Source organism: Vibrio nigripulchritudo ATCC 27043, from assembly GCF_000222685.1.
GTDB lineage: Bacteria > Pseudomonadota > Gammaproteobacteria > Enterobacterales > Vibrionaceae > Vibrio > Vibrio nigripulchritudo.
On record NZ_AFWJ01000223.1, the window covers coordinates 12979 to 37801 of the forward strand.

Consider the following 24823-nt stretch of genomic DNA (forward strand, 5'->3'; position numbering starts at 1 on the left):
AAGCGCTTAGGTCGAAAACAAGGTGTCACAAATCAACCTTGGTACTCTGTTGAGCGATACCACTTTCTCAACCGCCCCGACTTCTACCGCGACACGTGGCATTCCCCAAACCACTGAAGATTGCTCATCCTGCGCAATCGTAAATGCTCCGGCATTTTTCATATTCAGCATGCCTTCAGCTCCATCCTGCCCCATTCCGGTAAGGATGACGCCAATAGCCCGATCACCAAGCGTCTCAGCCACAGCATCAAACATGACATCTACCGAAGGTTTGTGCCGGTTAACGGGAGGACGATCGTCCAGCTCGCAATACAGACATCCACCACGCTTCACAATCACCATATGCTTGTCACCCGGTGCTACGTAGGCACAGCCATTGACCAGAGGAGCAGAGTCCACCGCCAGATCCCGCACTGTTATTTCGCTCGCCGCGTCCAGACGTTGAGCGAAAGAAGGCGTAAACATGGCACTGATATGCTGAGTAATCACGATAGGAGGAAGGTTGGATGGCAATGCTGACAACACAGAGCGGACCGCTTCGGTGCCTCCTGTTGACGCACCGATGGCAATCAGGTCGAACTGTTTGCTCTTTTGCTTCACTTTCGCCTGCTTTTCCGCCTGCTGACTGCTATGCCCCTGCTTGACGTTTGCCCCCGCCGCCATTTTGATTTTGGCGTTCACCATCTGTTTGTAGTGAATCATTTCAGCGGTGTTTTCCACGGCAGGTTTGGGGAAGTAGTCCACGGCACCAATTTCCAGAGCCTCCAGCGTTATGTCTGCTCCGTGCTGGGTAAGCGTGGAAATCATGACGACAGGCATGGGACGCAGTCGCATAAGATTTTTAAGAAACTGGACGCCATTCATTTTGGGCATTTCAATGTCCAGCGTCAGCACATCCGGATTGTGCTGCTTGATCAGATCTCTTGCTTCATAAGGGTTTTCCGCCGTTGCCACTACGGTAAGCTGAGGATCCGATTCGACGATCTCGGTCAGCAGTGCTCTGAATACCGGGGAGTCATCAACGATCATTACTTTTAGTTTATTATTCATTAGAATAGCTCCGCATCATCATCGTGTGGACGGTGGCTCTCAATATCCAGTTCTTTGGCGTATGCCGCTTCTCGGCGTTTCACTTTGTCCACTTCAGTAAAGCGAATGCGCTTCACCCACGCCTGACCGCTCAGAGGATCGAACATGACTTTTCTGGGAATCATGCCCCCCAGATCCTGCGCATCGATCTCAAACCCTTCCTGTCTGGCGTAATTAAGAGCAAATTCTATGTTCTTGTCCCCTATCAGTGCCGTCTTTCCCATCATCTGTGCGCCACCAAACAGCTTAAGGCGAATTCGCTCTCTTACTGCTCCTCCTGCCAATAACTGGTTGATCAACATTTCCATTGCGTTATTGCCATAGCGTGAAGCGGTTGAAATGATTTCTGTCGGGTGCCAGTGCTCAATTTCGTATTTGCTGTCAAAGGGCAACAGAAAGTGGTTCATTCCTCCAACGAAGGCATGTGGGTCCCACATGCATGCAGCAATGCACGAACCCAGTCCGGTGCAAATCACTTCAGGCTCACGGCTGGTATACACGCCGCCGGGCAGTACTTTCACCATGTGCACTTTCTTTTGTTGGTGATAAAAGCGTGCAAACTGCTGGTTTGTCTGATCGGGCTTTTTTGCCTGAAGTTGCTTCATTCCTGCCTCACTGTTTAACGTATATGGTGTGTCCAAGATGCCGGAAGAGATCAGTACAATTTCCAACACTCTCGGAGTGACCAATAAACAACACACCATCGTCGGCAAGATGTTCGTAGAATCGTCGGATGAGCGTCTCTTGAGTGGGCTTGTCGAAATAGATCATGACGTTGCGGCAAGAGATGACATCAAATTGTTGATTCATGGGCCAATCAGCCAATAAATTCAGCTGGTTGAAAGTAAGATGTTGCTGTAACTGACGTTTTATTTTTATATTTCCGGTCATGCGACCTTTTCCCTTCACAAATGCCCCTTTGAGGTATTCGCTTGGGATTGTTTTTATGGCTTCGTCGCTGTATACCCCTTTGCGGGCATGCGCCAACACGTTGGTATCCAGATCCGTGGCAAGCACTCTCACGGTATCAATGCGATCAAAAACCTGCATTTTTTGTAGCATGGCAAGGTAGCTGTAGGGTTCTTCCCCTGTTGAGCACCCCGCGGACCAAATTTTTAATTGTGTTTTTCGTTCATTGAACCACTTTGGAATCATGACGTTTTCAAGGTATTCAAAATGATGGTATTCCCTGAAAAAGTGCGTTTTATTGGTGGTCAGGTTGTTGATAAAATTCACTCGCTCGGAATCGCTGCTTTCCAGTAACTCCCGATACTGACTGAACCGTTGAAAGCCATGTTCACGCAGCAAACGGCTGATTCGCCCATAAACCATGGCTTTCTTTTTGTCCGACAGGTATATCCCCACACTCTTATGGACAAAATATTGAATGTATTTAAAGTCCTGTTCCGTTAGTTCAAATTCTCTGCCTTCTAGCGGACTTTGTGGTTCAGCCTGGCTTAGAACTCTTCCCATTCGTCGCCGTCCTCACTCAACTGTATCCCTGAGTTAACAGCTTGGCTTGGCGGTGCGATCGGTGCCGGCGCATTACGAATTTCACTGATGTTGCTTGCTGGTTTCGCACTTCCACTGTTGTCTCGTTTGGATATGGTTTGCACATTGTTGTCGGTGGTGAAGAAATTCATCAGGTTAAGCAGCTCTTTCCCTTCGTCTTTCAAAGACTGACTGGCTGCTGAGGTTTCTTCTACCAGTGATGCATTCTGCTGGGTCATCTCATCCATGGTGGCGACGGCTCGGCTGATTTCATCAATACCTGTCGCCTGCTCCTGGCTGGATTGCGCTATCTGTGTGATGAGTTCGGATACTTTAGCCACGGCATCCACAATCTCATTCAAGGTTTCGCCCGATTCATCCACTAAACGGGAACCCTCATCGACTTTCTCAACGCTGTCGTTAATCAGCCCTTTGATCTCTTTCGCTGCGGCGGCACTGCGCTGTGCCAGATTACGGACTTCACCCGCCACAACGGCGAATCCACGCCCCTGCTCTCCGGCTCTGGCCGCCTCTACTGCGGCGTTCAGTGCCAGTAGGTTGGTCTGGAATGCAATTTCATCAATCACACCGATGATGTCGGATATCTTCTTACTTGCACTGTTAATCTCAGCCATTGCTGCAACAGCCTGGCCGACCACTTCTCCGCCTTTGCCTGCTTTCTTCGCGGCATCATCGGATAAGTCATTTGCCCCTTTCGCGTTTTCAGCGTTTTGTCGGACAGTGGTTGTCATCTCTTCCATGCTGGCCGCGGTTTGTTCCAGATTCGAAGCCTGAGCTTCTACACGCTGACTCAAATCGTTATTGCCTTCCGCAATTTCTGTCGAAGCCGTAGCAACGCGAGCAGAAGAAGTGGTGATTTGATCCACCATATTGCGAAGATTCACAATCGAGGTGTTCACCGCTTCTGCCAGACGCCCGAACTCCCCTTCATTATCGTCCGACATATTGGAGTTCAAGTTGCCATCTGCCACCTGACTCATCACGTCGATGCACTGACCAAGAGGTGCAACAATGGCATCCAGCAAGTTGTTAATGCCGTCACCCAGTTCAGACATAAAGCCACTGTAAGCACTGGTATCAATACGCTCTTTCAAATCACCATTAATGGCTTTTTGAATCAGTGACTCAACCTGTCGCTGACCGTCTTGTTGTTCCGTGATGTCTTCCCACTGAAGCGCGGGTCCCATGTAATTGCCTTCCGCATCCCGCATCGCAATACAGGTGAGGTTAAACTCCAGTACCCCGACTTTAATATCCGAGGAGAACGGCAGGTTATCCGGATTGGAAATGATGCCTCGCTGATGAGCCGGGTTCTTATGGAAGACATCAATGTTCTGTCCGATCAGTTTGCTGGCATCAAAACCGGGCAGCACCTTTTTCAGATCGCTTTCGCGGCTAGATAGGAGCTTGTGAAGAGCCGGATTTAAGTATTGAATGATGCCGTTTTGGTCGGCCATCATTAGGTTCGTCGTCATGCCTTCGACTGCCGACGCCAGACGCCCAATCTCGGCTTCTTTGGCTCGCTCTTCTGTCACATCTTTCCACTCAAGAGTGTTCCCGACATAGTTACCCTCGGCATCTCTGATCGCCGCAACGTTCAGTTCTATCTTGAGATCGGCGATGGTGATATCGGTCTGGTAAGGTAAGTTATTTGGGTTATCCAGCATCTTGCGCTGGTGGGCTGGGTCTTTATGGAAACCGTCAATACAGCGCCCCATCAGCCACTCTTCCGATGCCGTAAAGTCGTGCCATACGGTTCGCATCGTCGCTTCGTGCTTTTTAAACAGGTCTAGGGTTTCCTGATTGGCATAGGTAATCAGGAAGTCTCGGTCAATCATCACCATGGCTGTTTGCGCCTGATGCACCGCGGCGCTCAGTCTGGCAATCTCAGTGGCTTGCTTTCTCTGCTCTGTGACATCACTCCATTCCAGCGTGTTGCCAATGTAGTTACCCTGAGCGTCTCTGATGGCAGCGACATTCAGTTCGATTTTTAGGTCTGCAATATCGATGTCGGTGCTGTACGGCAAGTTGGCAGGATTATCCAGTAGCTTACGCTGATGGCTTGGGTCCTGATGGAAACCATCAATACAGCGCCCCATCAGCCAGTCTTCTCGTGCGGAAAAGTCCGACCATACGGTTCTGAACTTGGCTTCGTGCTTTTTGAACAGTGCCATGGTTTCGCCATTGGCATAGGTGATTTCAAAATCCCGATTGATCATGACCATGGCTGTCTGAGCTTGGTCGACCGCAGATTGCAGCCTCGAGATGTTGGATTCCTGTACACGTTTTTCGGTTACATCTTCCCACTCAAGGGTATTGCCCGTGTAATTGCCTTTCCTGTCTCGAATGGCGCCCACGTTCAGTTCCAGCAATACACCTTTAACATCGATGGTGGTGGTGTAAGGCATATTGTTGGGGTCTGCCAGCATCTGTCTCTGGTGAGAAGGATTGGTATGGAAGCCATCAATGCAGTTCCCGATCAGAAAGTCTTCATTAGCCTGGAAATTTGGCCAAACCGTCTGGAACAATTGTTCATGTAATTGGAGCAGTTCCAGCGACCGTTTGTTTACGTAGGTAATATTAAAGTCGCGATCTATCATCATTAACGCGGTTTGCGCCGTATCCAGAGCAGACAGCAGTTGCTCTGTACTGACGGCTCCCGCAGCGGAGTTAGTCTCGCCCATCAGGCTATCTTGGGAGGGAGCTTCAAACTGCTCCGCGCTTTTTGTTTTTCTATTCCAAAATGACATCACTTCACCTCTCACATGAGCGCTTTTTCTTCTGATAAGTTATTGAGCTCTGCGACATTAAATAGAGCTTCCAGGTTAATGAGAATCACATGCCCTTCATTAGCTGGCACAATGCCGACGATGAAGTTCTTGTCCACTGTTAGCGACATATTGGGCGCTGGTTTTATGTCGTCGGTATCAAGTGCGTACACTTCCGACACCGCGTCCACAATGATGCCAAGTGGCTGTCCATGTGTATCATTCAAAACAATCACAACGGTGGTTGCGTTAATCACGGCAGGTTCTAGCTGAAAGCGTTTTCTCAAATCCACAATCGGGACATATTCCCCACGGATTTCCAGCACGCCATTAAGGTAGCTAGGCGCGTTGGGCACAGTTCTCACCTTGCTCCAGCCACGCACTTCTTTCACATCCAGAATGGGAACGGCATATTCTTCTTCGTTTAAAATAAAACTCAGGAATTCTTGTACTGCCATGACTCACCCTGCCTTTAATATCGTTTCCATGTTGAGCAGCTCATCGGTATCCAGTAAGGACATCACCTGCTCTTCCACATTCAGTAGCCCTACGGTGAATGGTGTCACCACCGAATCCCCCAGTGCGGGCGTCAGCTCTTTATCCCCCTGGCTGACCACATCGGAGACCGCATCTACCACGAGCCCCATCAGACGTTCACTTTCTCCACTCGCACAACGAAGCACCAGCACCACGGTTGTTGGCAGGTACGCACAGTCGCCAATGCCAAACCGGACTCTCAAATCGATGACGGGAACGATCATACCTCGAAGGTTAATCACGCCTTTGACAAAGTCCGGAGAACGGGGGATCGGAGTCGGACGCTCCCATACGCGGATTTCTTCAACATCGCGTATGTCGATTCCGTATAGTTCGCCCGCCAGACAAAAACTTAGGAAATCGGCGTTTTCACTGATTTCGCTGTCTGCGATGGTTTCCCCTTCCACAACTTGAAGTGCTTCGCTCACGGTTGCTCCCTAGGCTGCGATGCCGCCCTTGCTGTCTGACTGCCGATTCAGAAATGAAGTAATCAGACCTTGAATATCCAGTATCAGAGACACAGAGCCGTCACCTAATATCGTCGCTCCTGATATGCCTGCCACTTTGCTGTAATTAGACTCCAGACTCTTAATCACCACTTGTTGCTGATCCAAAAGTTCGTCAATCAATAACCCGACACGATTCCCTGCTGCCTCGACCAAGCACAGAATGCGCCCTTCGAGTTCCCCGCTTTCTCCCATCTCAAATTCTTCGTGCAGTCGGAGTACGGGAATGTTTTCCTCTCGCAGGCGGTACAACTCAACCCCACCGGCAGCGTGCTTAACGCACTGGGTATCAATCTGAATGGATTCAATAATGGTAAGCAGCGGAATAACGTAAACTTCGCCCGCCACTTTGACGAGCTGGCCGTCCAGAATGGCTAACGTGAGAGGTAAGCTGATGGTGAATGTACTTCCGGTGCCTAGCTGAGATTCCACTTCGATGTGTCCGCCCAGCTCTTCGATGTTTCTTCTCACCACGTCCATACCGACGCCACGACCTGAAATATCCGAGACTTCTTCTGCGGTAGAAAAACCGGGCGCAAAAATCAAATTAACAATCTGCTTATCGGTCATTTCTTCTCGGCGTGCATCAGGTGGCAACACACCTTTGTCCTGCGCTTTTTTCCATAACTTGTCACAGTTGATACCAGCACCATCATCTTTCACTTCGATGATAATGGAGCCCCCCTGATGGAACGCATTAAGCTCGATGACACCCATTTCTGGCTTGCCATTTTCACGTCGTTCATCCGGCAATTCGAGACCATGGTCGATGCCATTTCTGACTAAGTGAACAAGCGGGTCAACGATCCGTTCCAGAACGGTTTTGTCGAGCTCTGTGTTTTCCCCTTTGATTTGCAAATCCACCTGTTTACCAAGACGACCAGACAAATCCCGAACTAAACGAGGGAAACGGCTGAAAGCAAAACTCATGGGCAACATGCGAATATTGAGGACGTTTTCCTGCAGGTCTTTGCTGTTTTGAAGTAACTGGTCGAGACCGGATTTGAGCTTCTCTAGCTTATCCACGGTAAAGTCGTTTCCGATCTCCGTCAGCATAGACTGAGTGATGACCAGCTCACCTACTAAGTTGATCAGGCTGTCGACTTTGTCGATGTCGACCCGAATGGAACTTACACTCGACTCTGACTTCGCGGGCTTTCCTGCTGCTGCGGGCTTTTTGTTGTCTTTTGGTTTTGTTTCTGGAACAGGCACCGCGGCACTTTGTGGTTGTGGCTCTTGCGGTACTGTTTCTGCTTGTTCAGTTTCAGATGATGGCTGCGCAACGTTTTCTCCTTCGGTTTGTTCGCGCTGCACGTCTAAATCACATTGGTCTTCCACCCACTCAAATATTTCTCGAATGTCTTCTTCTGCCACTTCACCAGAAATCGTCATGCGCCAGTTCAGATAGCACAGTTCTGGTTCTAGTTCGCTCAGTTCCGGTAAATTCGCCATGTTACAGACGATGTCGCAATCTGGGTCCAGCTCTTTAATTTCCCCGATAATACGAAGCGGGTCATTACCGCTGAAGAACAAATCTGTATGGGGAATAAAGGAAACCAGCCATTTGGCGGTATCGGAGCCATTGCCGGAATCAGGGGCTTCAACATGTTCTGAAGGTGGAGCAGAGGAATCGGCGTTGGTGTCGCCTTGTGTGTCTAGTAGTGCAGCCAGTGCTTTATTGACTTCATCTTTGAGCGCGGATTCTACTTCCGTTTCATTTTCATAGCCTTCAAGCATCTCGGTGATGCAGTCGCCACTTTTCAACAGTATGTCGACACTGTGGCGGGTTAACGTCATTTGACCGTTTCGGACTTCGTCCAGATAGGCCTCAACATTGTGTGTGAATTCGCTGATATCCAGCAAATTAAAAGTGGCAGCGCCTCCCTTTATTGAATGCGCCGCTCGAAATATCGTATTGATGGTTTCCAGATCAACGTTATCCGGATCCAAATCCAGCAATACAGTTTCTAGCACTTCTAAGTTTTCACGACACTCTTCGTAAAACATCTTACGAAGTTGGTTCATGTCTAAAGCCATGGGTCACCTACCTGTAATCTGCCTAGCGGCTCTGCCGGAGCGAACGCTTAAATCACGCGTTTCAATGTTTTTAATAATGTTTCAGGGTTAAATGGTTTAACCAGCCACCCTGTTGCACCAGCAGATTTCCCTTCCTGTTTCTTCTCCATACTGGTTTCCGTTGTCAGCATCAGGATAGGGATAAATTTATATTGAGGATTGCCACGAATGGCACGTACCAGCTCAAATCCGCCCATCACGGGCATGTTCACGTCCGATATCACAACATCGAACTTTGTCATCTTCGCTTTTTTAAGGGCATCACTTCCGTCGTTAGCCGTTTCGACCTCATAGCCAGCGTCCTTTAAAGTGTGGCTAACCATTTGACGGATCGATACAGAGTCATCGACAGCGAGAATCTTAGTCATAAAAGTCCCCTCAATTCCTTAATTTTCAAACACACTTTGTAAGTCGAGTAACTTAATACTTTCCTGAAATTCATCAGAAGCATTGATAAGTTTTATCTCGGTGTTTGCCTGCTTGGCGCTAAAGAAAAGAGATGCCAACGCCTGCAAACCTGCAGCGTCAACTCTGACTACGGAGGAGGCATCAATCACTAGCTCTTCATTGGTGTCGAGCCACTGTTGATACTCGTTTTTGATATTCAGGACGTTACCAATCTCTAAGGATTCTTCTAATTGACATTCCATATGTCCATCCCTGCGACCTAGCCATTAGCGGAGTTGACGTATAAATTGAGTGTAGGAGGGATTCTTTGATTATCAACAATAAAAATGTCAGAACAGCTCAGTTGGAACTGCTACCTGATGAGCTACAAATAAAAAATTGAAGTGAAGAAATTCACATTGATGAGATTAAAGTCTCTTAAAAAACAACCTTATAAATCGATTACACAAATTCATTTCGATTGTCGACATTTATATCAATTCAGCTCAAAAAGGCTGTTATTGTGCAGCATATTTTTTACATTGTTTTGAGATAGTGGTCTGAAATAATTATCAAATGTTATTGAATTTACACTGTAAATTTCAGATTGGGATTCGAAGCACTAAATGCTGATAGATGGGGAAAATGACTCATTTACTCAAATTGAAAGAGAGACTCGTTTTTAGTCAAATTTACAGTGTAAATTCACCAAGATTTCAGCCACTTGTTCGCGGATATATTTCTCTAGCGACTTTCTCCCAGAAAAACCGAAACCAGCAACCACTTCGGACCAGCTTTGCTGTTGCAGGAATTTGGCAACAAGCGGATAAGCTGCCTCCCCAAAGCCAGACTTCAAAGCCATCATTGTCAGCTTTGCCAACAGTACAGCAGAAGATTCTGCACCATTTCCACCTTGAGCGTAACGCTGAAGCATTTGCAGTTCATGCGCATTTAATGAGTTCGAAGGTAAAGAAAATGTTTGTACCAAGGGTTCGACAATCCAGGGTTCGAGGGTTTTCAGTTCGCCTGAAAGCTGAGAGAAAAAGTTGGCCTCCCAATACTGTTTCGCAACGCAGTACCAATCGCTGGTTTTTAGTGTTCGCACCATGATCACCGAGTGAGCACCACTCGCTTGATCTCGACTGCTTCCCACTCGTAAAGGAAGATACCCACAAGCTAACCAGAACTGCAGCAACTCTTTTGTCGCACCAAAGCTGGTGGACAAATAAGTCACCTCACTTTCTAGTGCTTCTTCCAGCTTTTCCAGCAGGATTTTACCAGCTCCTTTTCTTTGCAGAGTGGGATGAACGGCAATACGCATAACACGTACACTGGACTCTTTGGCTGCATCATCGACCCCTAAATGATTCGCCAGGCTAGACGGAACAAGATGCCCTTTTGGGCGACGCTTTCCTGTCACAATGCCGTCGATAACGTCAGAAGATAAATTCCCTTCCCTCACTGTAGATAAGCAACTAACCAATTGTTTGCCTTGCCATGCCATCCACAAATCAGTGGATGAATCGCTTAGTAACTGAAACAGGTCATTGGGTGAAGTTTGATAATGCGCATTGACCAACAATCCAAAGCATCGCTTGAGTAAGCTTTTATCTCGGGTCAGCGCCTTTTTGTCGATGCGCTTAAGTACCACTTCCTCAAGAGTTGAATCTACTTCTTCTATTTCGGCATCAAGTAAGAAGGCGTCAAATAGCCACCTTTCTAGTGGATCATCCTCTGCCCATCGAATGGGTTGATTGAGATGCAGAGATTGCCAGCCAGACCGATTTTCCTGCAACCACTTAGTGAATTTAAGAGTGAAGCCGCGCCCGCATCCTTCATAGCCATGCACCGTGGTTGAAAATACCATGCGATGGTATTGCTCTGTCATAGCAATCAACATCGGTACCGGAATCGCAGAAGCTTCGTCCACAATGAGTAAGTCGCATTCGGGCTTAGTTAAAAGCAAGTCATCGGGAGCAACGTACCGCAGAGTACTCCCTTCGTTTTCAATCAGAAAACCGGAAGTACCTGGACCAAGCCCAAGCGTTTGATTGGCGTGTTCAAACACGGGAACGACAGCCTTGGTTGCAGGTGCAGTGACGACTATTGTCATCTTTCGCGAACGCATCAATTCGGCAGACGCCATTCCCAGAGAGGAAGACTTCCCTCGACCTCGGTCAGCAGTCATCACTAGGGGGCGTTTTCTTCGACCAGAAACCACTTTGGTAATGGCTTTTATGGCGGCTAGCTGATCAGTAAGTAAGGAGCCGACTTTTTCGGATGTTCTGATGGGTAAAACAGACAAGGTCTTATCTTGCTCGATACAGATTTCACCATCTAGATGGGATGCCAGCCACTCACTTCCACCGTCTTTATTGAGGTGTTTTTGGTTGAGTAATATCACTATCCCGCCACCAACCACGGTTCCGCATGCGGCAGCAAAACTATTAGCGTCAAAACCAGATGCACAGTCGTATATCAGTAGAGTCAGTTCCGTACCCAGTACTTTGGTGCCGAACTGATGATTCTTAGTTGGGATGTTTTGCCATTCTTCCCCGCCCAACTTCAGTGACCGATTTGGCGATTCGACGTCGATAAATTCACGGACTTGCGCCTGACACCAACTCTCCTCCCCCACCAGTTCGACCAAAAATCGATGGCGGTTGTGCTTTGCGATTTGAGATAGCTGTACTAGAAAATCAGAGTGCGCCACAGAAGGAAGGCTCCAGAAAAAACGACCAGCAAGAATGGTAGCAGTAATACCCAAGTCATCTCAAGTTGCTTGGTTCAGCAAGAATTAACTGGCTTTTAGACAAGACACCGATTTGAAGATCTAGTGGTTCTAAATCAAGAATCGGTAACGCAGTATGAAAGCCAGTTAAACTTGCCCTTGGGAGCTCATGTTCTGTCCTATTTCAATCGTCAAAAGAACTGGTCATTTCGTTGCGTTCTTGATTTTGAAATAGACTGACTTGAACTGAAACAGAATATGGGGCTCTGAATCTTGCATATTGAGGTCACTTGGGTATCGAGTAAATTCAGCTCAAGGGGATGAGCACGTTGGCGGGAAGCAAAACAATAAAAAAGCCGCATCGCTGCGGCTTTTATGGCTTAAGAAAGCTTTTGTTTCAGGAAAGCGAGTATGTCTTCCATGGTTTGGTCGTCCACTTTCTTCATATTCAGGGACAAAGCATTCCCCTTGCGGGCGTAACTGACACGTCCTTTAATAAAGTCGACTTTCTCTGCACCAGAGGCTTTTTTACTTGGTGCCAGTTCTTCAATCCAGGCTTCGAGCTGCTCGGTCACTTCTTTAGTAATCCGGCTCACGCCTTGAGTACTGGTGTTTTCCCAAACATACCCATTCTTACTGTGGCATTTTTTCAGCAGAGATTTCTGCTGCCCCTCAGTGAGCTGGAAGAACTGCTTGTGCAGTTTCACTATGGTCGGACGCCCCAGATCACCAACATTGGGATAAGCTCGAAGTAGCTCAAGTGGCAAAGCAGCCGCTTTCAGCGCTCCACTGACCAACGCTTCGCTGCATTGGAAAATAGTTGCCAGAGCTTTTTGGTCTTCAGCTTCTCCGTTATCCAGTTTCGCCTGCATTTCACGACCACGCTCGTACAAAGAAAGCGGTTTATGTGCGTTTGCCACATCAGACAGGAACTTCGCATGCTCTGTCTCAATGTTCTCAGCCACGTAAATCAGGAAGTCTTTCTTCGCCAAGATACAGGACATACGACGACGGCTGCCGTCCAGTACTTCAATTTTTCCGTCTTTAGTGCGGCGACCAACGGCTGGGTACTGCTGACCACGTTCTTCCAGCGTAGTCAGAATATCGGACAAAGCGTGCTGGTTCAGGAAAGACTGCTCACGGGCGTTTTGTTCAAATACAACTGTATCTGTTGCCACTTTATCGGCTGCGACTTTAACCAGCTCAAAAGAAACCAGTTCCTGCCCTGCCACGGCAAGCTCAATGAACTGGGCTTTGTCTTTTGCGGCTGTCTGCGCTTCTTGCGGGGAGGTCGCACGGCGTTTGTTGGCTTTGCCAAACAGTTTTGCGTTTAATTCTGAAGTTTTCATAGCCATAGATTAAGACTCCTGATTGAGTGACGACCAGTGACCATGCAACACACGCTCAAGCTCTAATGCGCTCTTCTGAACGGCATCCTGAGCGGTTAGAAGGGTCTTTTTACCCCCTTCGAAATCCCCGACCGTAAGATCAAAGACAGTGCTATAGGTATCTGCGCAGGTTTCAAATGCACGGCTTCGAGGTATCGTCGCCATCATCACTTGTTCACCCAATAGGTAATTCATTTCGGTTAATACTGAGACTTGCTTTTTGTTGTCATCTTCAAACATGGTAGGCATTAGGCGCACAAACTCAAGCCCCTTCCAATCTTCCGGGAACATTTCGTATACCGTTGGAAGGTGCTGGAAAAAGTTAACCGTTGATGCCCAGTCCAGTCGTTTCGCGGCACAAGGGATGAGCAGCGCGTTAGATGCATACATAGCATTCCACACCAGGGGATCAACGTGCGGACCTGTATCAATCATCACGATATCGAATTCGCTGGCAATCTTATCGATCAGCTTTTCTTTCAACAGACGAACGATATCCAGAGACGCATCCTGAGATAGGCTTTGCCACGCCTCCGCGTTAAACATCGCATCTTCAGGGAATGCAGAAATGGTTTTCAGGTTCGGATATTGGGTAGAAAGCAAGACATTCTTGTTGAGGAATTCCGTATCAACCTCTACTCCATCCGGCACATTGTCCAACATGATATCGACAGCAGAATAGATGTTGTCGTGCTCACTGACACTGATTTGCGGGTTCAGAAACAGACGCAAAGAGCCTTGTGGATCAAGGTCAATCAGACAGATGCGGTAACGCTTATCCAAGTTCAGCGCCAGGCAAGCGGCTAAGTGCACGGCCGTCATTGATTTGCCCGTACCGCCCTTCTGGTTCTGAACGTTGATGATCCATGGCTTGTTGTCGCCATTTTTCTTACGTTCATGAAATTTCGGTACGCCAGCCGCATCCATTAGCATGTGAGCTTCTTGCAGAGAAATGGAGTAATGGTTGGCATTGTTCTTTGTAAATTGGTGCCCTTGCTCTTCCAGCTTACCGATTGCATCGTCTAATTTACGACGTGTTAAACCCGAGCGCGTCTCCATTAATGCCTTTGACATAGGAGGAAAATGTTCATCGCTGCGTTCTTCTAAGACTATTTCAATACGGTCAGCTTGAACTTGTTGAGTCTGATCCGCCAACTCAACTAAATTTTCTATTGTTTTTTCTCGTTTCATTATTAGGCATCCAAACGAATTAACTATTTTGCATTGTACAGCAATATCTAACTTTAACAATAAAAAGGTGAACAGATACTTCTGAGCAACCTCACATTAAATTAAGTCAAATTGACTAATTACCTGAAATTTTGACAAAGTAGTGACTTAAATCTTTCCTGTAAAGTTTCACGAAGTCACACAGATTTAAAATGTTACAGCATCACTTATTTACAGTGTAAACGATATATTTATCTGTAACCTTCATCGAAGTGAAAATTTGATAATCTCTTCACCCAAACTCAATCCTATTCCATGAACCTCAAAAAGCGAAAAGCTATCTATCAAAGAATGAGCCTTGGTCTCAATTTAGATTAAACAAAAATCTTCAGATGTTTATGCAAACTGACCTTAAGCTACTATCAAATTCGTGAAATCTCACTCGGCAGAGGTAGTCGATCAAAAGGTAGGGGGCTCTGCAGGATATCATTGCGGAAAAAATACCTCCCTTAAACATGGGATGTATCTTGCTCAACGCTCCTATTTTCAACGGAACGATTATTCAACACTTCTAAATTACGGTCGCTGTCATTCGAATTTACAGCGCTCAGGATTTCAAATTCAGACCGAACTCTTTCAATGCAATGTTTGATTTACGGAAAGATGATCAAGGTAGAGGCTCTTGATCATCTTTCCAGTCGAATTTGGTCAAGTCGGAAGAATGATCATGGGGTTTATGAGTGTAAATTCGATCGCTTTGCCAACCAGTTCACACAGATCCAATTCGGATCAATGATCAAGTTGTATTCTTCTGTCGGAAGCATGAGAATTATCGCCCAGTTTACGGGAAGTGTAGATTGAATAAGGCATCACTGATTGGTCAACAGTCAGAACTGGTCAATTAACTGTAATCCAACTGACATTTATTGCCATCGACATCTCCTTGATCATGCTTCAATGAGCTCTGTCTGTGGAAAACTAAGCGTAGACGGGCGGTATGGCTGTCTATCCGATTGTAAATTGGCGTGATGGACACATGAAAGTATCCGTTCTCTTGATCATTTTTCCGGGTAGTAAATCAATTGATGCAGAAGTAAACAAAGGGAAGTGTGGATAACTTGTGAGGTGTCTTTGATCATGGTTTCGGAGTTGTCTTGATCATGGATTCGATCTGATGATGATCATTGTTTCGAGTATTTTTGATCATGCTTTCAAGAACTTATTGATCATCGTTTCGGGATTTACATGATCATGCTTCTGAAGGCTAAAAAAATAACTTTCTTTTATTCAATGAGTTACAAGCGCCTTTACAGCCAGATCATAAGATCACTTAATCACTTTAGATCAAATAAATCATAAAGATCAGTTTTTTAAGAGCCATAATTTTTTCTTTATTTATGATTTTTTTTCTTTAATCTTTCGGAAAAATAGCAAAATTACGGTCAAGCGACCACGGATAACAAATGACGTCTGACGAAAAGATCTTAATCAAGCATCCAAGAACCCATAAAGATGGACATCTGTTTTTAGTTAACGAACAAATTGTTGACTGGATCGAACAATATCAGCACTTCAAAGGCGTCACTAAGAGTATTGTTGAACTACTGAATCTTATCTCGCTGCGCGGTTTTAGTAGCAAGGATGGATATGTCTCTACCACCGAACTGGTTGAAGCCACTGACGGAAAATTAACCCGTGCAGCAATACAGCAGCGGCTGAGGGCGGCGGTAAACATCGGTCTGTTTAAGCAAACCCCGGTTCGTTTTGAAGAAGGACTGGCTGGAAAAACCATGCTGCATTCCTTTGTCAATCCTAGCCAGCTGATTTCCGTGCTCGGTGCCACCAGCCTGATGACAGAATCCAGCAAGCAAAATGAAAAGCAGAAGCGTTCCAAAGCGCTGGCACAAACTCAGGTTAACCGTCGGTTGCTGAATGAACACGGGTTGAATACTCCGCCGGCAATGAAAGACGAATCGGAACAGTTTGTAGTGTCGCCGACCAACTGGGCAGGCATTATTGATCAGGCGCTCGCGCCGCCCAGAACCCGCAAAAATTACCAGAAATCCATGGTCTCGATCTCGGGTAGCCGGGCGGTGATCGAAACACGATCATCAAAAAATATCATGACAGTGGACGATCTCATGACGCTGTTTGCCCTGTTTACGCTGACCGTTCAGTATCACGAACATCATCAGGAAGATTACCAGATCAACGCGAAGCAGGTTCCGAACAAAACGCCGCTCTACATCACGGACATTCTTGCGCTTCGGGGCAAGAAAGACAGCGGTCCTGCCCGCGACTCGATCCGCGAAAGTATCGACAGGATCGAATTTACCGATTTCCAGTTGCATGAGCTGACTGGTCGATGGATGAGCGAGAACATGCCAGAAGGCTTCAAGAGCGATCGTTTCCGTTTTCTGGCCAGAACCATTACTGCGTCGGAAGAAGCACCTTCAGAGGACGCTGCGGGCGAAATACGCATAAAACCAAACCTGTACATCCTGGTTTGGGAACCATCCTTCTACGAAGAGCTGCTCACGCGCGATTATTTCTTCCTGTTTCCACCGGAAATTCTTCGTCAGCATACGCTGGTTTTCCAGCTGTATTCTTTCTTCCGAAGCCGTATGTCCCGTCGATTTACGGATACCATGCTGCTCAGCGAGCTGAATCTGAAGCTGGCGCGTAACATCGAATGGCGTCGTTTCTCGATGGATCTGATGCGCGAGCTGAAACGCCTGTCGGAAGGGAAGGGGACCGAAGACATGTTTGTGGTGAACCTGTGGGGCTACCACATCACGGTCACCAATATCGAAGAAAAGTCCAAAGTGGTGGACTACCAGCTCGATATCAAATGCGATGTGGAAGAAGTGCTTCGTTACTCTCGTGCCCGCACCACCAATGCAGGCAAACGCAATATGGCACCGACGCTGCCTAACCCGCTTCGCCACGAAATGGTGTCCAAACAGAAACTGGAAGAGCTCGCAGAGATCATCGACGGAGAGTTTGAACCGATCCAGCGAAAACCCGCCTCTCCGAAAGGGCGATTAGGGCGTCGGGTGAAGCTGAGAAAGCACCTTGTTGAGATCAATGCGGACGAATTGACGATCACTCTATCCAAATATACCTCTCCAGAGGCTCTGGAACGCAGTATAACGGCTCTTTCCGCAATGACCGGACATTCTCCGGGATCTATCCGAGAAGAGTGCCAGGAGCTCGTAGAGAAGCTCGACTGGCTCAGAGTCGGAGAAGATGTGGTGCCATATGAAGTGCTCAGCAAGACAATCGAGCTGTTTAACGGGCAGCGGGAAGTGAATCACCTCTCTATCGAAAAACTGATCAGAGGACTCGCGGTGCGCAAGAAAGTGTGTAAGCAAGTTTTCGAAGGGCATATCGACGAACTGGTGATGCGAACGCTCGATGAAGTCGCCACCGGGCAATAGTCTGAGTAGTAAAGGTTTTCAGGAAGTTAGAGCCGCCAATCTTGAAAATTTACTTTTTGATAACTTTGACAGTTCTCTGACATGAACGAACAACATGCCATTTATTCTGCGCCCTGAGATAGCAACAATGTTGTTTATTTCTAATGAATTAATAAATGGCTCAATTGTTCATTCAAACAATGAATTACTTTAGCAGGTTGAAAAACCTGCTATTTTTTTGTCTGTTGTATGAGGTTCTGACCAACTTATCCAAATGCTTCTTCAGCATGTTTGTGGTTTTGCACTAGGTCAGTGAAGAGTCGAACAACCGGAAACATGATCAAGGTTGTCGTGATGATCATGCGTCTGAATTCGGAAAGATGATCAAGGCGCGGAAGCATGATCGTAGATTGAGGCGGGAAGAATTTAGAAGGGCAGCCGGCTTGTGCTTAGATTACAAGCCGTTAGGGAGGTTCATGCCTTGCTGCTGTTGAGACATGAACTCTACATGACACTGAATCTGCTTTTGTGACTCTTCCGTCCAGCCAAGCTGGTTACACTGTTCAAGCATCACCACAATCAGGTGGTCGAGTCGTTTTAGACACCAGTGTTTCAAATCAATTTCTGCTTCTGGATTGCATGAGACTGCCTGGAGTCTGGCATAGGCAAAGTTCAGATATTCATAGCCTTTCTGGGGAAGTTCCTGCCTTTTGTAGTATTGAAAGACCCTCAAACATCCGTCTAGCCAGCAAGCTATCGCCTTACTTTGCTCATCGGTGATTAAAGGACCCCAAACGGCTTCTGGTGGCTGATGAAGAAGTGGAATCAGCGACTCCACTTGATCATGCTTCCCGGACTGGTACCAATCTGACACTTTTTCCTGCCAGGCTTCCAGCGTTATCATGCAGCGTTAGTCCACTGCCTAACAAAGTGGTTATCACCCACCTGATCGTACATTGGCTGCAAAATACCGCTGGTTGCGCGGATCTTATCGGCATCCTGAGAGTAATTTGGTTCGGAGTGAACAAGGTTGCCAAACGGAAGATCCGGATCTGGCACTGCAGAAATCAGCAGTTTGGTGTACGGATGCTGCGGATTCGTTAGGATCGAATGCGTGTCACCCCATTCTACGATCTGACCTTTGTACATCACTGCGGTTTCTTCAGCGATGTAGTGTGCCGTCGCCAGATCGTGAGTAATGTATAGGAAGCCAATGCCAAGCTCTTCTTTCATGCGCTGCATCAGGTTCAGTACGCCAAGACGAATCGAAACATCCAGCATCGATGTAGGTTCATCTGCCAGAATCATTTCAGCGCCTACCGCCAGTGCACGTGCCAGATTAACACGCTGTCTCTGACCGCCACTTAATTCGTGCGGGAATTTTTTCAGGGTTTCTGCTGGTAGCTCAACCAGATCCAACAGCTCCTGCAATCTCGCTGGAATCTTAGATTTGTCTGCAATTTGCTTGTGAATCTTAATTGGGCGCGTCAGGTGGTGCTCAATGGTGTGCGTTGGGTTAAGTGAACCAAACGGGTCCTGGAAAACCATCTGCACTTTACTGCGGTAATCAAGCACATCTTTGCGGCTCTGGATGTCGTTGATGTTTCTGCCACGGTAGAGAATTTCTCCCTCAGTTGCAGGGTAAACCTTAGTGATCAGACGCGCACAGGTACTTTTACCACAACCAGATTCGCCAACGAGTGCCAGAGTTTTCCCTTTATGCAGGTTGAAGCTCACACCCTGAAGCGCCTTGAACGTCTCAACTTTCGCAAAGCCGCCGCCAATGTTGAACTCCTTAGTAACGTTGTTCAACGTAATGATTGGTTCGCTCATACTGGCTCTCCTTGCTCTTTCTTATGACGTGCTTCGTGAATGTTTGGGAATGAAGCCCAAAGCTTCTGAGTATATGGATGTTGCGGGTTATTGCGGATTTCAGTCGAGGTGTTGACTTCAACCAGTTCACCGTGGCGCATAACCGCAATACGGTCACAAAGCTGGCTCATCAGAGCAAGGTCGTGGGTGATGAACAGAACCGAGAAACCAAACTCTTCACGAAGCTGATAAATCTGCTGCAGAATTTCACGTTGAACCACAACATCAAGCGCGGTGGTCGGCTCGTCCATGATGATCATGTCCGGGTTTAGTGATAGGGCAATCGCAATAACCAGACGCTGACGCATACCACCACTGAACTGGTGAGGGTACTCGCTCAGGCGGTGACGAGGAATGTTCACCAGATCAAGCAGCTTTTCAGCGCGCTCTTTGGCTTCCGCATCTGTGCAGCCTTTGTGGTGGCGCAACACATCAGAAAACTGTTCTTCGATGGTCAAAACAGGGTTCAGAGAGTTCATCGCACTTTGGAATACCATGGCGATTTCGCTCCAGCGAAGTACTCTCAAATCTTCATCAGACAAGCGCAGAATGTCGCGTTCTTTAAACCAGATTTGACCTCCGGAAATGAACGCTGGCGCTTTATGCAGACGGTTGATTGCGAATGCAATGGTGCTTTTACCACAACCTGATTCGCCTGCCAGACCGAAAATCTCACCTTTACCAATATCGAAACTGACGGATTTCACCGCGTTAAAGTCACCGTTATCGGTAATGTAATCGACACAAAGGCCACGTATCTGAAGAATTGGCTCAGGGTGAAACGCCTGAGGATGTTTTGACTCACTCATAACAGCTTTTCCAGAATAGAAATGATATGAATTATCATTACCCATAATTTTTCATTAAAAAATAAGTCGGTCGAAAAAGGGTGATGAATGTCATGAATATACGGGGGTGAATTTGAGGAAAATGCGACTCAGTTCAAGTTGTGGATTGAGTCAGTTATCAAAAGGCTTTATCGATAAATTCGTCAGAAGAATGCTTACGATATACGGAATAATTTGAGTAGAAATGTAGGAAAAATCTGATCACTTTTCCTAGAGAGTAATCTTCTAAATCTAATCACCTACAACCAATTTATCAAAGTAATAATTGTAAACGCAGTGATATATTTTAGGAAATTCTGAGCTGGTCACATTCCGTATCGAATTATCTTAACAAGCTCAAATGGCTTTGCTACAGATTAGGTGTCCCCGGATTTATGAGGTTTTTTGGAGGCAATTATGTCCATTAATTCTATCGATCATTCTGAGATGTCAAAGATGGCGGAGAAATGGGACTTTAAGGATGAAGTCACAGAAGCCAAATCGGCTAACAAGCGTAAATCAGCGGAAGCACGTCGTCGGATTGAAATGCTTCGCGAAATCAAAGAGAGTGGGCTGACACTGGAAGAAGCTGAAGAACTGGGCTTACTTCACTAGTATCAGTACACACCCGCAAGTTAGGGCAGGGGAATTCCTCTGCCTTTGTTTATTTGGATCTGATCTTGGGTTTTATGGGTTCATGTTCTGTATGTTTTGGTAAGTTAATTCTTCACAGCAATAAATAAGTAGATCTTCCTACCTAACCGATTGAAAATTTACACTGTAAACTCAATCACGCTTACTTCTGCGTTTCCCCTGTTTCAGCCAGTTTTTTCAGAATTCGGATGCGCCGCTCAGCGATCACTTTTGGCGGCTCATCGTGTCCAACAGTTCGTCCATCAGATTCAAAGCCTATATCTTTCAGCATATGAGGATTTTGCCAAGGGATACTGAAGTAATCTTTTCTTACTTCTCTCTTCCAGGTTTTTTCTTCTCTTTTTAGCTCTGCTTTCACTAGCCAAAACGCCAAACGAATGTAAATAGACTGACTCATACACACCTTCCTTCTTACCTATACTGGCCTGCTTTTTTTGTACTTTTTCTCTCTAACTGATTCATTTATTATCGAGATTAAAAGATGAAGAAAAATGGAAATAAATTAAAAGGATTTCACCTTTATGCGTTATTGGAGAGCATTAGCGTACTTTCGCGATACGTTAGTCCGAGAAGAGTGGACAAGCCTGTCTTTGGATGACATCACTCAAGCGTTGGTCTGTACCCGACGCAATGCGCAGTTAGTGATCAAGCGGTTGGTCGAAGAAGAGGCTATCGGTTGGAAGCCGGGAGTAGGGCGGGGTAACTTACCTAAAGCCATATTGCTGAAATCGGTCACAGCGCGAGTAGAACGCTACGCCAAAAGATTGATGAAGGAAGGCAAGACTGAGGAAGCCATCAGCCTGATACCGGCGAAAGAGCGCGATCAGTTTATCGCGGCATTTGTTTCGCAATACCAAACCGGGACTGGTGATGAGCATATTCTTCAAGTGCCGTTTTATCGCGGGACTCATGACTTGGATTCGATTGGCGTATCGCGACGCTCAGAAGTCCATATTGCCAATCATCTTTATGCCTATCTGGTGACTTGGGATGGTGATACTCAGCAGTTCAGGGGGGACTTGGCTCAATTCTGGGAGTACACCGAACAGGGCGTACTGTTCTACCTCAGAAAAGGGTTACGGTTTCACGATGGCAGCCCGCTGCTGGCAGAAGACATAAAGCAGCACTATATACGCCTGATGAATTCGCCCCACCAGACCAAAGCGCTCTACCAGTTTATCGACTGCATCGTGGTACACGATGATCTGCGTATTGAATTCATTAGCGAATCTCTGCCCAATTTGATACCCAAACTGGTCTCTTCCAGTGCGATGGGCATCGCCAAATCGGTTAATGACCAAATTGTCGGGTCTGGTCCGTTTATGTTGGTGGAGCAAACAGAGTGGCGCACACTTTTGAAAACCTCTCCTCATTATCACGGCTTTCGTCCCTGGATTGATGGCGTTGAGATATGGAATGTGGGCGACAAAGCGAAGGATTTTGAACTCAACAGCGACATGGTTCATGGCGTTCACCTTCAACATCGCTCTAAAGCTGGATTTAAAGAGAAAACGCAGTGGGAACCGGGGTGTATTTACGCTCAGCTCAATCCTAATCGCCACGCTTGGATGAAAAAACGAGCCAATCGGAAATGGCTTCAACAGGCTATCCAGACTCTGCCTCTGCCAGAAGTGACCTGGGGCGAAGAAGTGGCGTATGCCGAGAGGATGACCACTTCACCTATCTTTGAAAAAGCCGTACCGAAAGGTGAAATCCCTTCACCCGCTAGCCTACCCAAAACCCCCATACGTGTAGTGACCTATCAACTTAATGTTCACATTGCCGCTGCGGAACAAGTCCATCAGCGATTAACTGATCTGGGTATCGACTGCGAAATTACCATCTATGAGTATCCGGAATTTGACTCTGCAGCCACGTTGTCGGAAGCAGATATCATTGTAAGTGGGGAAGTGTTTGATGAAGATACCGAGCTTTCGTGGATGTTCTGGCTGCTTTGCACCTGCTCCAGCAAGGTGTGTTTTGCCACTGCTAATTCGGAGTGGCTGAAACAGAAAGTGGTTACGGCCTTGCAATTGCCCACCAGTGCGCAGCGTTTAAGGCAGCTTGAAAATATAGAAACAACACTGATTAACAAAGGGCTGTATCAGCCAATTTTGCATATCAGGCAGGACACCAATGTATCCGAGAAGCTTACCACCACATCGCTTCTTCCCAATGGCTGGATCGATTTTACTCAGGTAGTGATCAAACCGAGCTGAATTTACAATGTAAACTCAGCTTTAAAGCTGAGGATACCAATCCGGTGCCTGATTTAACGGTTCCTGAGAAACTTTGCTTGCCACTCCACGGGTAATGGTTACGACGTTCTGGTGTTCGCACTTGCTGGTGACGCAGTTTGGTGTTTCATACATCACAAAGCTCAGTTTGCCGTTATCCAGCAACTTGAAATCAAACACTTTGGTCTCGTTGGTGGTGACAGCTTTTAACCGAGGCTCGTTGTGCCACTGTGTCGCCAAGAGCGTATTTGAACCGAAAAAAGTCAGCCCGTGCTCTGGAGTATGTGTCGCCTTGGGATCCTGACTGGTGATTTTCCACCAGCTAAATATGGTGAAGAAGTAAGGGCTTTCACTTGTGGGATGAATGGTAAAGCGGCTTTTTCCATTCAGAATCTTCGCTTGGGTCGGTACTCGAGCCCCTTTTTCGGTCAGGACCTGCGTTTCCATCTCCCAGGTTCCGACAAGAGTGCTCAAAGATGGCTGAGTTGCAGCACTGGCAGAGAAACAGAACCCGAGCAGTACAGACAGTAATAAAGTATTTAGAGCTTTCACGTTATGCTCCTTTTCAACGGTGAAATGTGTGGCGGTTATACTCCATGTTTGATGCTAATTGACTCAATGGTCAACATTTGGATGTTAAAGTTTCGCCAATACTTCCAATTTTATAGTGAGCTGCCAGATTAAGCCTAATGAGAGACAAAATGAATAAGCAAGCAGTAAGAGCGCAGTACAACCAGTTTGAGCGAATTGATATCAACTTAACGGGCTACCAAAAATTCGATACAGGGAAGGTTGTTCGACTGGTCTCAGAACAATCTGGCGGCAGCCTGATTGCCTACTTCGATTTAGACGAAAGGAGTGCCGATGCAGCGATTGAAGAGGAAATGGAATATTTCCGAAAGCTGAACCGAAGCTTCGAATGGAAAGTTTACGATTATGACTCCCCAAGTGACATTACCAAGCGACTGGTGGAGAAAGGGTTTGTCGCCGACGATCCTGAGTCCTTTATGGTGTTAGATCTGACGACTATCGAAGCACATCTTCCAGTTCCTGAACAAGTGATAGAAGTGACTGATGAGAAGGGGATTCGAGACGCCATTTGGGTTCAGGAACAGGTATGGAAAGAAGACCTTAGCGAGCATTTTGACTATCTGAATAACTTTAAGCAGACGCAGCCCGATCAGATTTCAATCTATATGGTGTACAGCGGTGAGCAGCCCGTCAGTTCCGGTTGGATTACCTACAATGGAGACAGCCCGTTTGCAGGAATTTGGGGTGGCAGTACACTGGAAACCCACCGTGGGAAAGGATGCTACACCGCGCTGTTGCACCAGAGAATTAATGAAGCCAGATCGAAAGGTATTCGCTATCTGACCATCGATGCGTCTGACATGAGTAGACCCTTCGCGCAGAAACACGGATTTGAGCTGGTGGCGATAACGACGCCTTATAGTTACACGCCTAAAAATGAAAATGAGTAAATGGTGGGTAATTGGATATAAGTGAAATTGTGTTCTTTTATTACCGATTTTAATTACAAATATACTCAATTTATTCCATACAGTTTACGTCATAAACATACATTTAACCTTTGCAGAGCTTGTTAAGCACCACCATCTACCCCTTTAGGGTAGTTTTATTTTGTAATTG

The 24823-nt window shown here is 46.7% G+C and carries 21 protein-coding genes; 4 read left to right on the plus strand and 17 right to left on the minus strand.

Translation table 11 applies throughout. The annotated features are described in order from the left end of the window. Positions 1 to 6: 6 nt before the first annotated feature. From RH89_RS15510 to RH89_RS15565, 12 genes are all read right to left on the minus strand, one after another. Positions 7 to 1050, minus strand: a complete 1044-nt coding sequence (locus tag RH89_RS15510) for a protein-glutamate methylesterase/protein-glutamine glutaminase (protein ID WP_004403954.1) — start codon at positions 1048 to 1050, stop codon at positions 7 to 9. Next, the gene (locus RH89_RS15515) at positions 1050 to 1694 is read right to left on the minus strand and encodes a chemotaxis protein CheD (RefSeq protein WP_004403955.1); all 645 of its coding nucleotides are present in this window, start codon (positions 1692 to 1694) and stop codon (positions 1050 to 1052) included. The genes RH89_RS15510 and RH89_RS15515 overlap by 1 nt, the downstream gene beginning before the upstream one ends. 7 nt (positions 1695 to 1701) lie before the next feature. Further along, positions 1702 to 2562, minus strand: coding sequence for a CheR family methyltransferase (locus RH89_RS15520; RefSeq protein WP_004403956.1), 861 nt, complete (start codon positions 2560 to 2562; stop codon positions 1702 to 1704). Further along, positions 2547 to 5351, minus strand: a complete 2805-nt coding sequence (gene aer2 / locus RH89_RS15525) for an aerotaxis transducer Aer2 (protein WP_425277038.1) — start codon at positions 5349 to 5351, stop codon at positions 2547 to 2549. The genes RH89_RS15520 and aer2 overlap by 16 nt, the downstream gene beginning before the upstream one ends. 11 nt (positions 5352 to 5362) lie before the next feature. Next, positions 5363 to 5827 (minus strand): chemotaxis protein CheW, encoded by a 465-nt coding sequence (locus RH89_RS15530; RefSeq protein WP_004403958.1) that lies wholly within the window; start codon positions 5825 to 5827, stop codon positions 5363 to 5365. Positions 5828 to 5830: 3 nt separating this feature from the next. After that, positions 5831 to 6334, minus strand: a complete 504-nt coding sequence (locus tag RH89_RS15535) for a chemotaxis protein CheW (RefSeq protein ID WP_004403959.1) — start codon at positions 6332 to 6334, stop codon at positions 5831 to 5833. 9 nt (positions 6335 to 6343) lie between these two features. Continuing rightward, on the minus strand, positions 6344 to 8449 hold the full coding sequence (locus RH89_RS15540) for a chemotaxis protein CheA (protein ID WP_004403960.1): 2106 nt from the start codon (positions 8447 to 8449) through the stop codon (positions 6344 to 6346). A gap of 47 nt (positions 8450 to 8496) precedes the next feature. After that, complete coding sequence (locus RH89_RS15545) at positions 8497 to 8856, minus strand: response regulator (protein ID WP_004403961.1); 360 nt, start codon at positions 8854 to 8856, stop codon at positions 8497 to 8499. Positions 8857 to 8874: 18 nt separating this feature from the next. Further along, complete coding sequence (locus tag RH89_RS15550) at positions 8875 to 9138, minus strand: STAS domain-containing protein (protein WP_004403962.1); 264 nt, start codon at positions 9136 to 9138, stop codon at positions 8875 to 8877. Positions 9139 to 9557: 419 nt separating this feature from the next. Further along, positions 9558 to 11642 carry a tRNA(Met) cytidine acetyltransferase TmcA gene (locus RH89_RS15555; protein WP_004403964.1) on the minus strand — a complete coding sequence of 695 codons (2085 nt, stop codon included), beginning with the start codon at positions 11640 to 11642 and terminating at the stop codon, positions 9558 to 9560. A 344-nt stretch (positions 11643 to 11986) separates the two neighbouring features. Beyond that, positions 11987 to 12961, minus strand: a complete 975-nt coding sequence (locus RH89_RS15560; protein WP_004403966.1) for a ParB/RepB/Spo0J family partition protein — start codon at positions 12959 to 12961, stop codon at positions 11987 to 11989. A 3-nt stretch (positions 12962 to 12964) separates the two neighbouring features. Beyond that, complete coding sequence (locus RH89_RS15565) at positions 12965 to 14185, minus strand: ParA family protein (RefSeq protein WP_004403967.1); 1221 nt, start codon at positions 14183 to 14185, stop codon at positions 12965 to 12967. Between the two features lie 1442 nt (positions 14186 to 15627). Between RH89_RS15565 and RH89_RS15575 the strand changes: the two genes are divergently transcribed. Further along, a complete protein-coding gene (locus RH89_RS15575) occupies positions 15628 to 17604 on the plus strand; it encodes a replication initiator protein RctB domain-containing protein (protein WP_004403969.1) in 1977 nt (658 codons plus the stop codon). 433 nt (positions 17605 to 18037) lie between these two features. Here RH89_RS15575 and RH89_RS15580 read toward each other — a convergent pair whose 3' ends face one another. From RH89_RS15580 to RH89_RS15590, 3 genes are read right to left on the minus strand one after another with little or no spacing between them, the layout of a single operon-like run. Then, a complete protein-coding gene (locus RH89_RS15580; RefSeq protein ID WP_004403974.1) occupies positions 18038 to 18487 on the minus strand; it encodes a hypothetical protein in 450 nt (149 codons plus the stop codon). Continuing rightward, positions 18484 to 19416, minus strand: a complete 933-nt coding sequence (locus tag RH89_RS15585; RefSeq protein ID WP_004403975.1) for an ATP-binding cassette domain-containing protein — start codon at positions 19414 to 19416, stop codon at positions 18484 to 18486. The genes RH89_RS15580 and RH89_RS15585 overlap by 4 nt, the downstream gene beginning before the upstream one ends. Continuing rightward, a complete protein-coding gene (locus RH89_RS15590; RefSeq protein WP_004403977.1) occupies positions 19413 to 20264 on the minus strand; it encodes an ABC transporter ATP-binding protein in 852 nt (283 codons plus the stop codon). Before RH89_RS15590 ends, RH89_RS15585 begins: the two co-directional genes overlap by 4 nt. A 435-nt stretch (positions 20265 to 20699) precedes the next feature. Here RH89_RS15590 and RH89_RS15595 point away from each other — a divergent pair, with 435 nt between their 5' ends. Further along, entirely contained in the window at positions 20700 to 20897 is a 198-nt protein-coding gene (locus RH89_RS15595) for a PA3496 family putative envelope integrity protein (RefSeq protein WP_004403984.1), read from the plus strand. A 181-nt stretch (positions 20898 to 21078) separates the two neighbouring features. Here the strand turns inward: RH89_RS15595 and RH89_RS15600 are convergent, their stop codons facing one another. Further along, the gene (locus RH89_RS15600; RefSeq protein WP_004403985.1) at positions 21079 to 21333 is read right to left on the minus strand and encodes a hypothetical protein; all 255 of its coding nucleotides are present in this window, start codon (positions 21331 to 21333) and stop codon (positions 21079 to 21081) included. A gap of 124 nt (positions 21334 to 21457) precedes the next feature. Between RH89_RS15600 and RH89_RS15605 the strand changes: the two genes are divergently transcribed. Further along, positions 21458 to 23155 carry an ABC transporter substrate-binding protein gene (locus RH89_RS15605; protein WP_004403986.1) on the plus strand — a complete coding sequence of 566 codons (1698 nt, stop codon included), beginning with the start codon at positions 21458 to 21460 and terminating at the stop codon, positions 23153 to 23155. A 21-nt stretch (positions 23156 to 23176) separates the two neighbouring features. Here the strand turns inward: RH89_RS15605 and RH89_RS15610 are convergent, their stop codons facing one another. Continuing rightward, positions 23177 to 23725, minus strand: coding sequence for a hypothetical protein (locus RH89_RS15610; protein ID WP_004403989.1), 549 nt, complete (start codon positions 23723 to 23725; stop codon positions 23177 to 23179). A 149-nt stretch (positions 23726 to 23874) separates the two neighbouring features. Between RH89_RS15610 and RH89_RS15615 the strand changes: the two genes are divergently transcribed. Then, entirely contained in the window at positions 23875 to 24654 is a 780-nt protein-coding gene (locus RH89_RS15615) for a GNAT family N-acetyltransferase (protein ID WP_004403993.1), read from the plus strand. Positions 24655 to 24823 lie beyond the last annotated feature (169 nt).

What these genes read in the sequence shown, in the direction of transcription:
- RH89_RS15545 (WP_004403961.1), bottom strand. Translation starts at nt 8,856, where the DNA reads ATGACTAAGATTCTCGCTGTCGATGACTCTGTATCGATCCGTCAAATG.
- RH89_RS15540 (WP_004403960.1), bottom strand. Translation starts at nt 8,449, where the DNA reads ATGGCTTTAGACATGAACCAACTTCGTAAGATGTTTTACGAAGAGTGT.
- RH89_RS15530 (WP_004403958.1), bottom strand. Translation starts at nt 5,827, where the DNA reads ATGGCAGTACAAGAATTCCTGAGTTTTATTTTAAACGAAGAAGAATAT.
- aer2 (WP_425277038.1), bottom strand. Translation starts at nt 5,351, where the DNA reads ATGTCATTTTGGAATAGAAAAACAAAAAGCGCGGAGCAGTTTGAAGCT.
- RH89_RS15585 (WP_004403975.1), bottom strand. Translation starts at nt 19,416, where the DNA reads ATGAGCGAACCAATCATTACGTTGAACAACGTTACTAAGGAGTTCAAC.
- RH89_RS15515 (WP_004403955.1), bottom strand. Translation starts at nt 1,694, where the DNA reads ATGAAGCAACTTCAGGCAAAAAAGCCCGATCAGACAAACCAGCAGTTT.
- RH89_RS15605 (WP_004403986.1), top strand. Translation starts at nt 21,458, where the DNA reads ATGCGTTATTGGAGAGCATTAGCGTACTTTCGCGATACGTTAGTCCGA.
- RH89_RS15600 (WP_004403985.1), bottom strand. Translation starts at nt 21,333, where the DNA reads ATGAGTCAGTCTATTTACATTCGTTTGGCGTTTTGGCTAGTGAAAGCA.
- RH89_RS15520 (WP_004403956.1), bottom strand. Translation starts at nt 2,562, where the DNA reads ATGGGAAGAGTTCTAAGCCAGGCTGAACCACAAAGTCCGCTAGAAGGC.
- RH89_RS15560 (WP_004403966.1), bottom strand. Translation starts at nt 12,961, where the DNA reads ATGGCTATGAAAACTTCAGAATTAAACGCAAAACTGTTTGGCAAAGCC.
- RH89_RS15615 (WP_004403993.1), top strand. Translation starts at nt 23,875, where the DNA reads ATGAATAAGCAAGCAGTAAGAGCGCAGTACAACCAGTTTGAGCGAATT.
- RH89_RS15510 (WP_004403954.1), bottom strand. Translation starts at nt 1,050, where the DNA reads ATGAATAATAAACTAAAAGTAATGATCGTTGATGACTCCCCGGTATTC.
- RH89_RS15550 (WP_004403962.1), bottom strand. Translation starts at nt 9,138, where the DNA reads ATGGAATGTCAATTAGAAGAATCCTTAGAGATTGGTAACGTCCTGAAT.
- RH89_RS15590 (WP_004403977.1), bottom strand. Translation starts at nt 20,264, where the DNA reads ATGAGTGAGTCAAAACATCCTCAGGCGTTTCACCCTGAGCCAATTCTT.
- RH89_RS15565 (WP_004403967.1), bottom strand. Translation starts at nt 14,185, where the DNA reads ATGAAACGAGAAAAAACAATAGAAAATTTAGTTGAGTTGGCGGATCAG.
- RH89_RS15595 (WP_004403984.1), top strand. Translation starts at nt 20,700, where the DNA reads ATGTCCATTAATTCTATCGATCATTCTGAGATGTCAAAGATGGCGGAG.
- RH89_RS15580 (WP_004403974.1), bottom strand. Translation starts at nt 18,487, where the DNA reads ATGATAACGCTGGAAGCCTGGCAGGAAAAAGTGTCAGATTGGTACCAG.
- RH89_RS15575 (WP_004403969.1), top strand. Translation starts at nt 15,628, where the DNA reads ATGACGTCTGACGAAAAGATCTTAATCAAGCATCCAAGAACCCATAAA.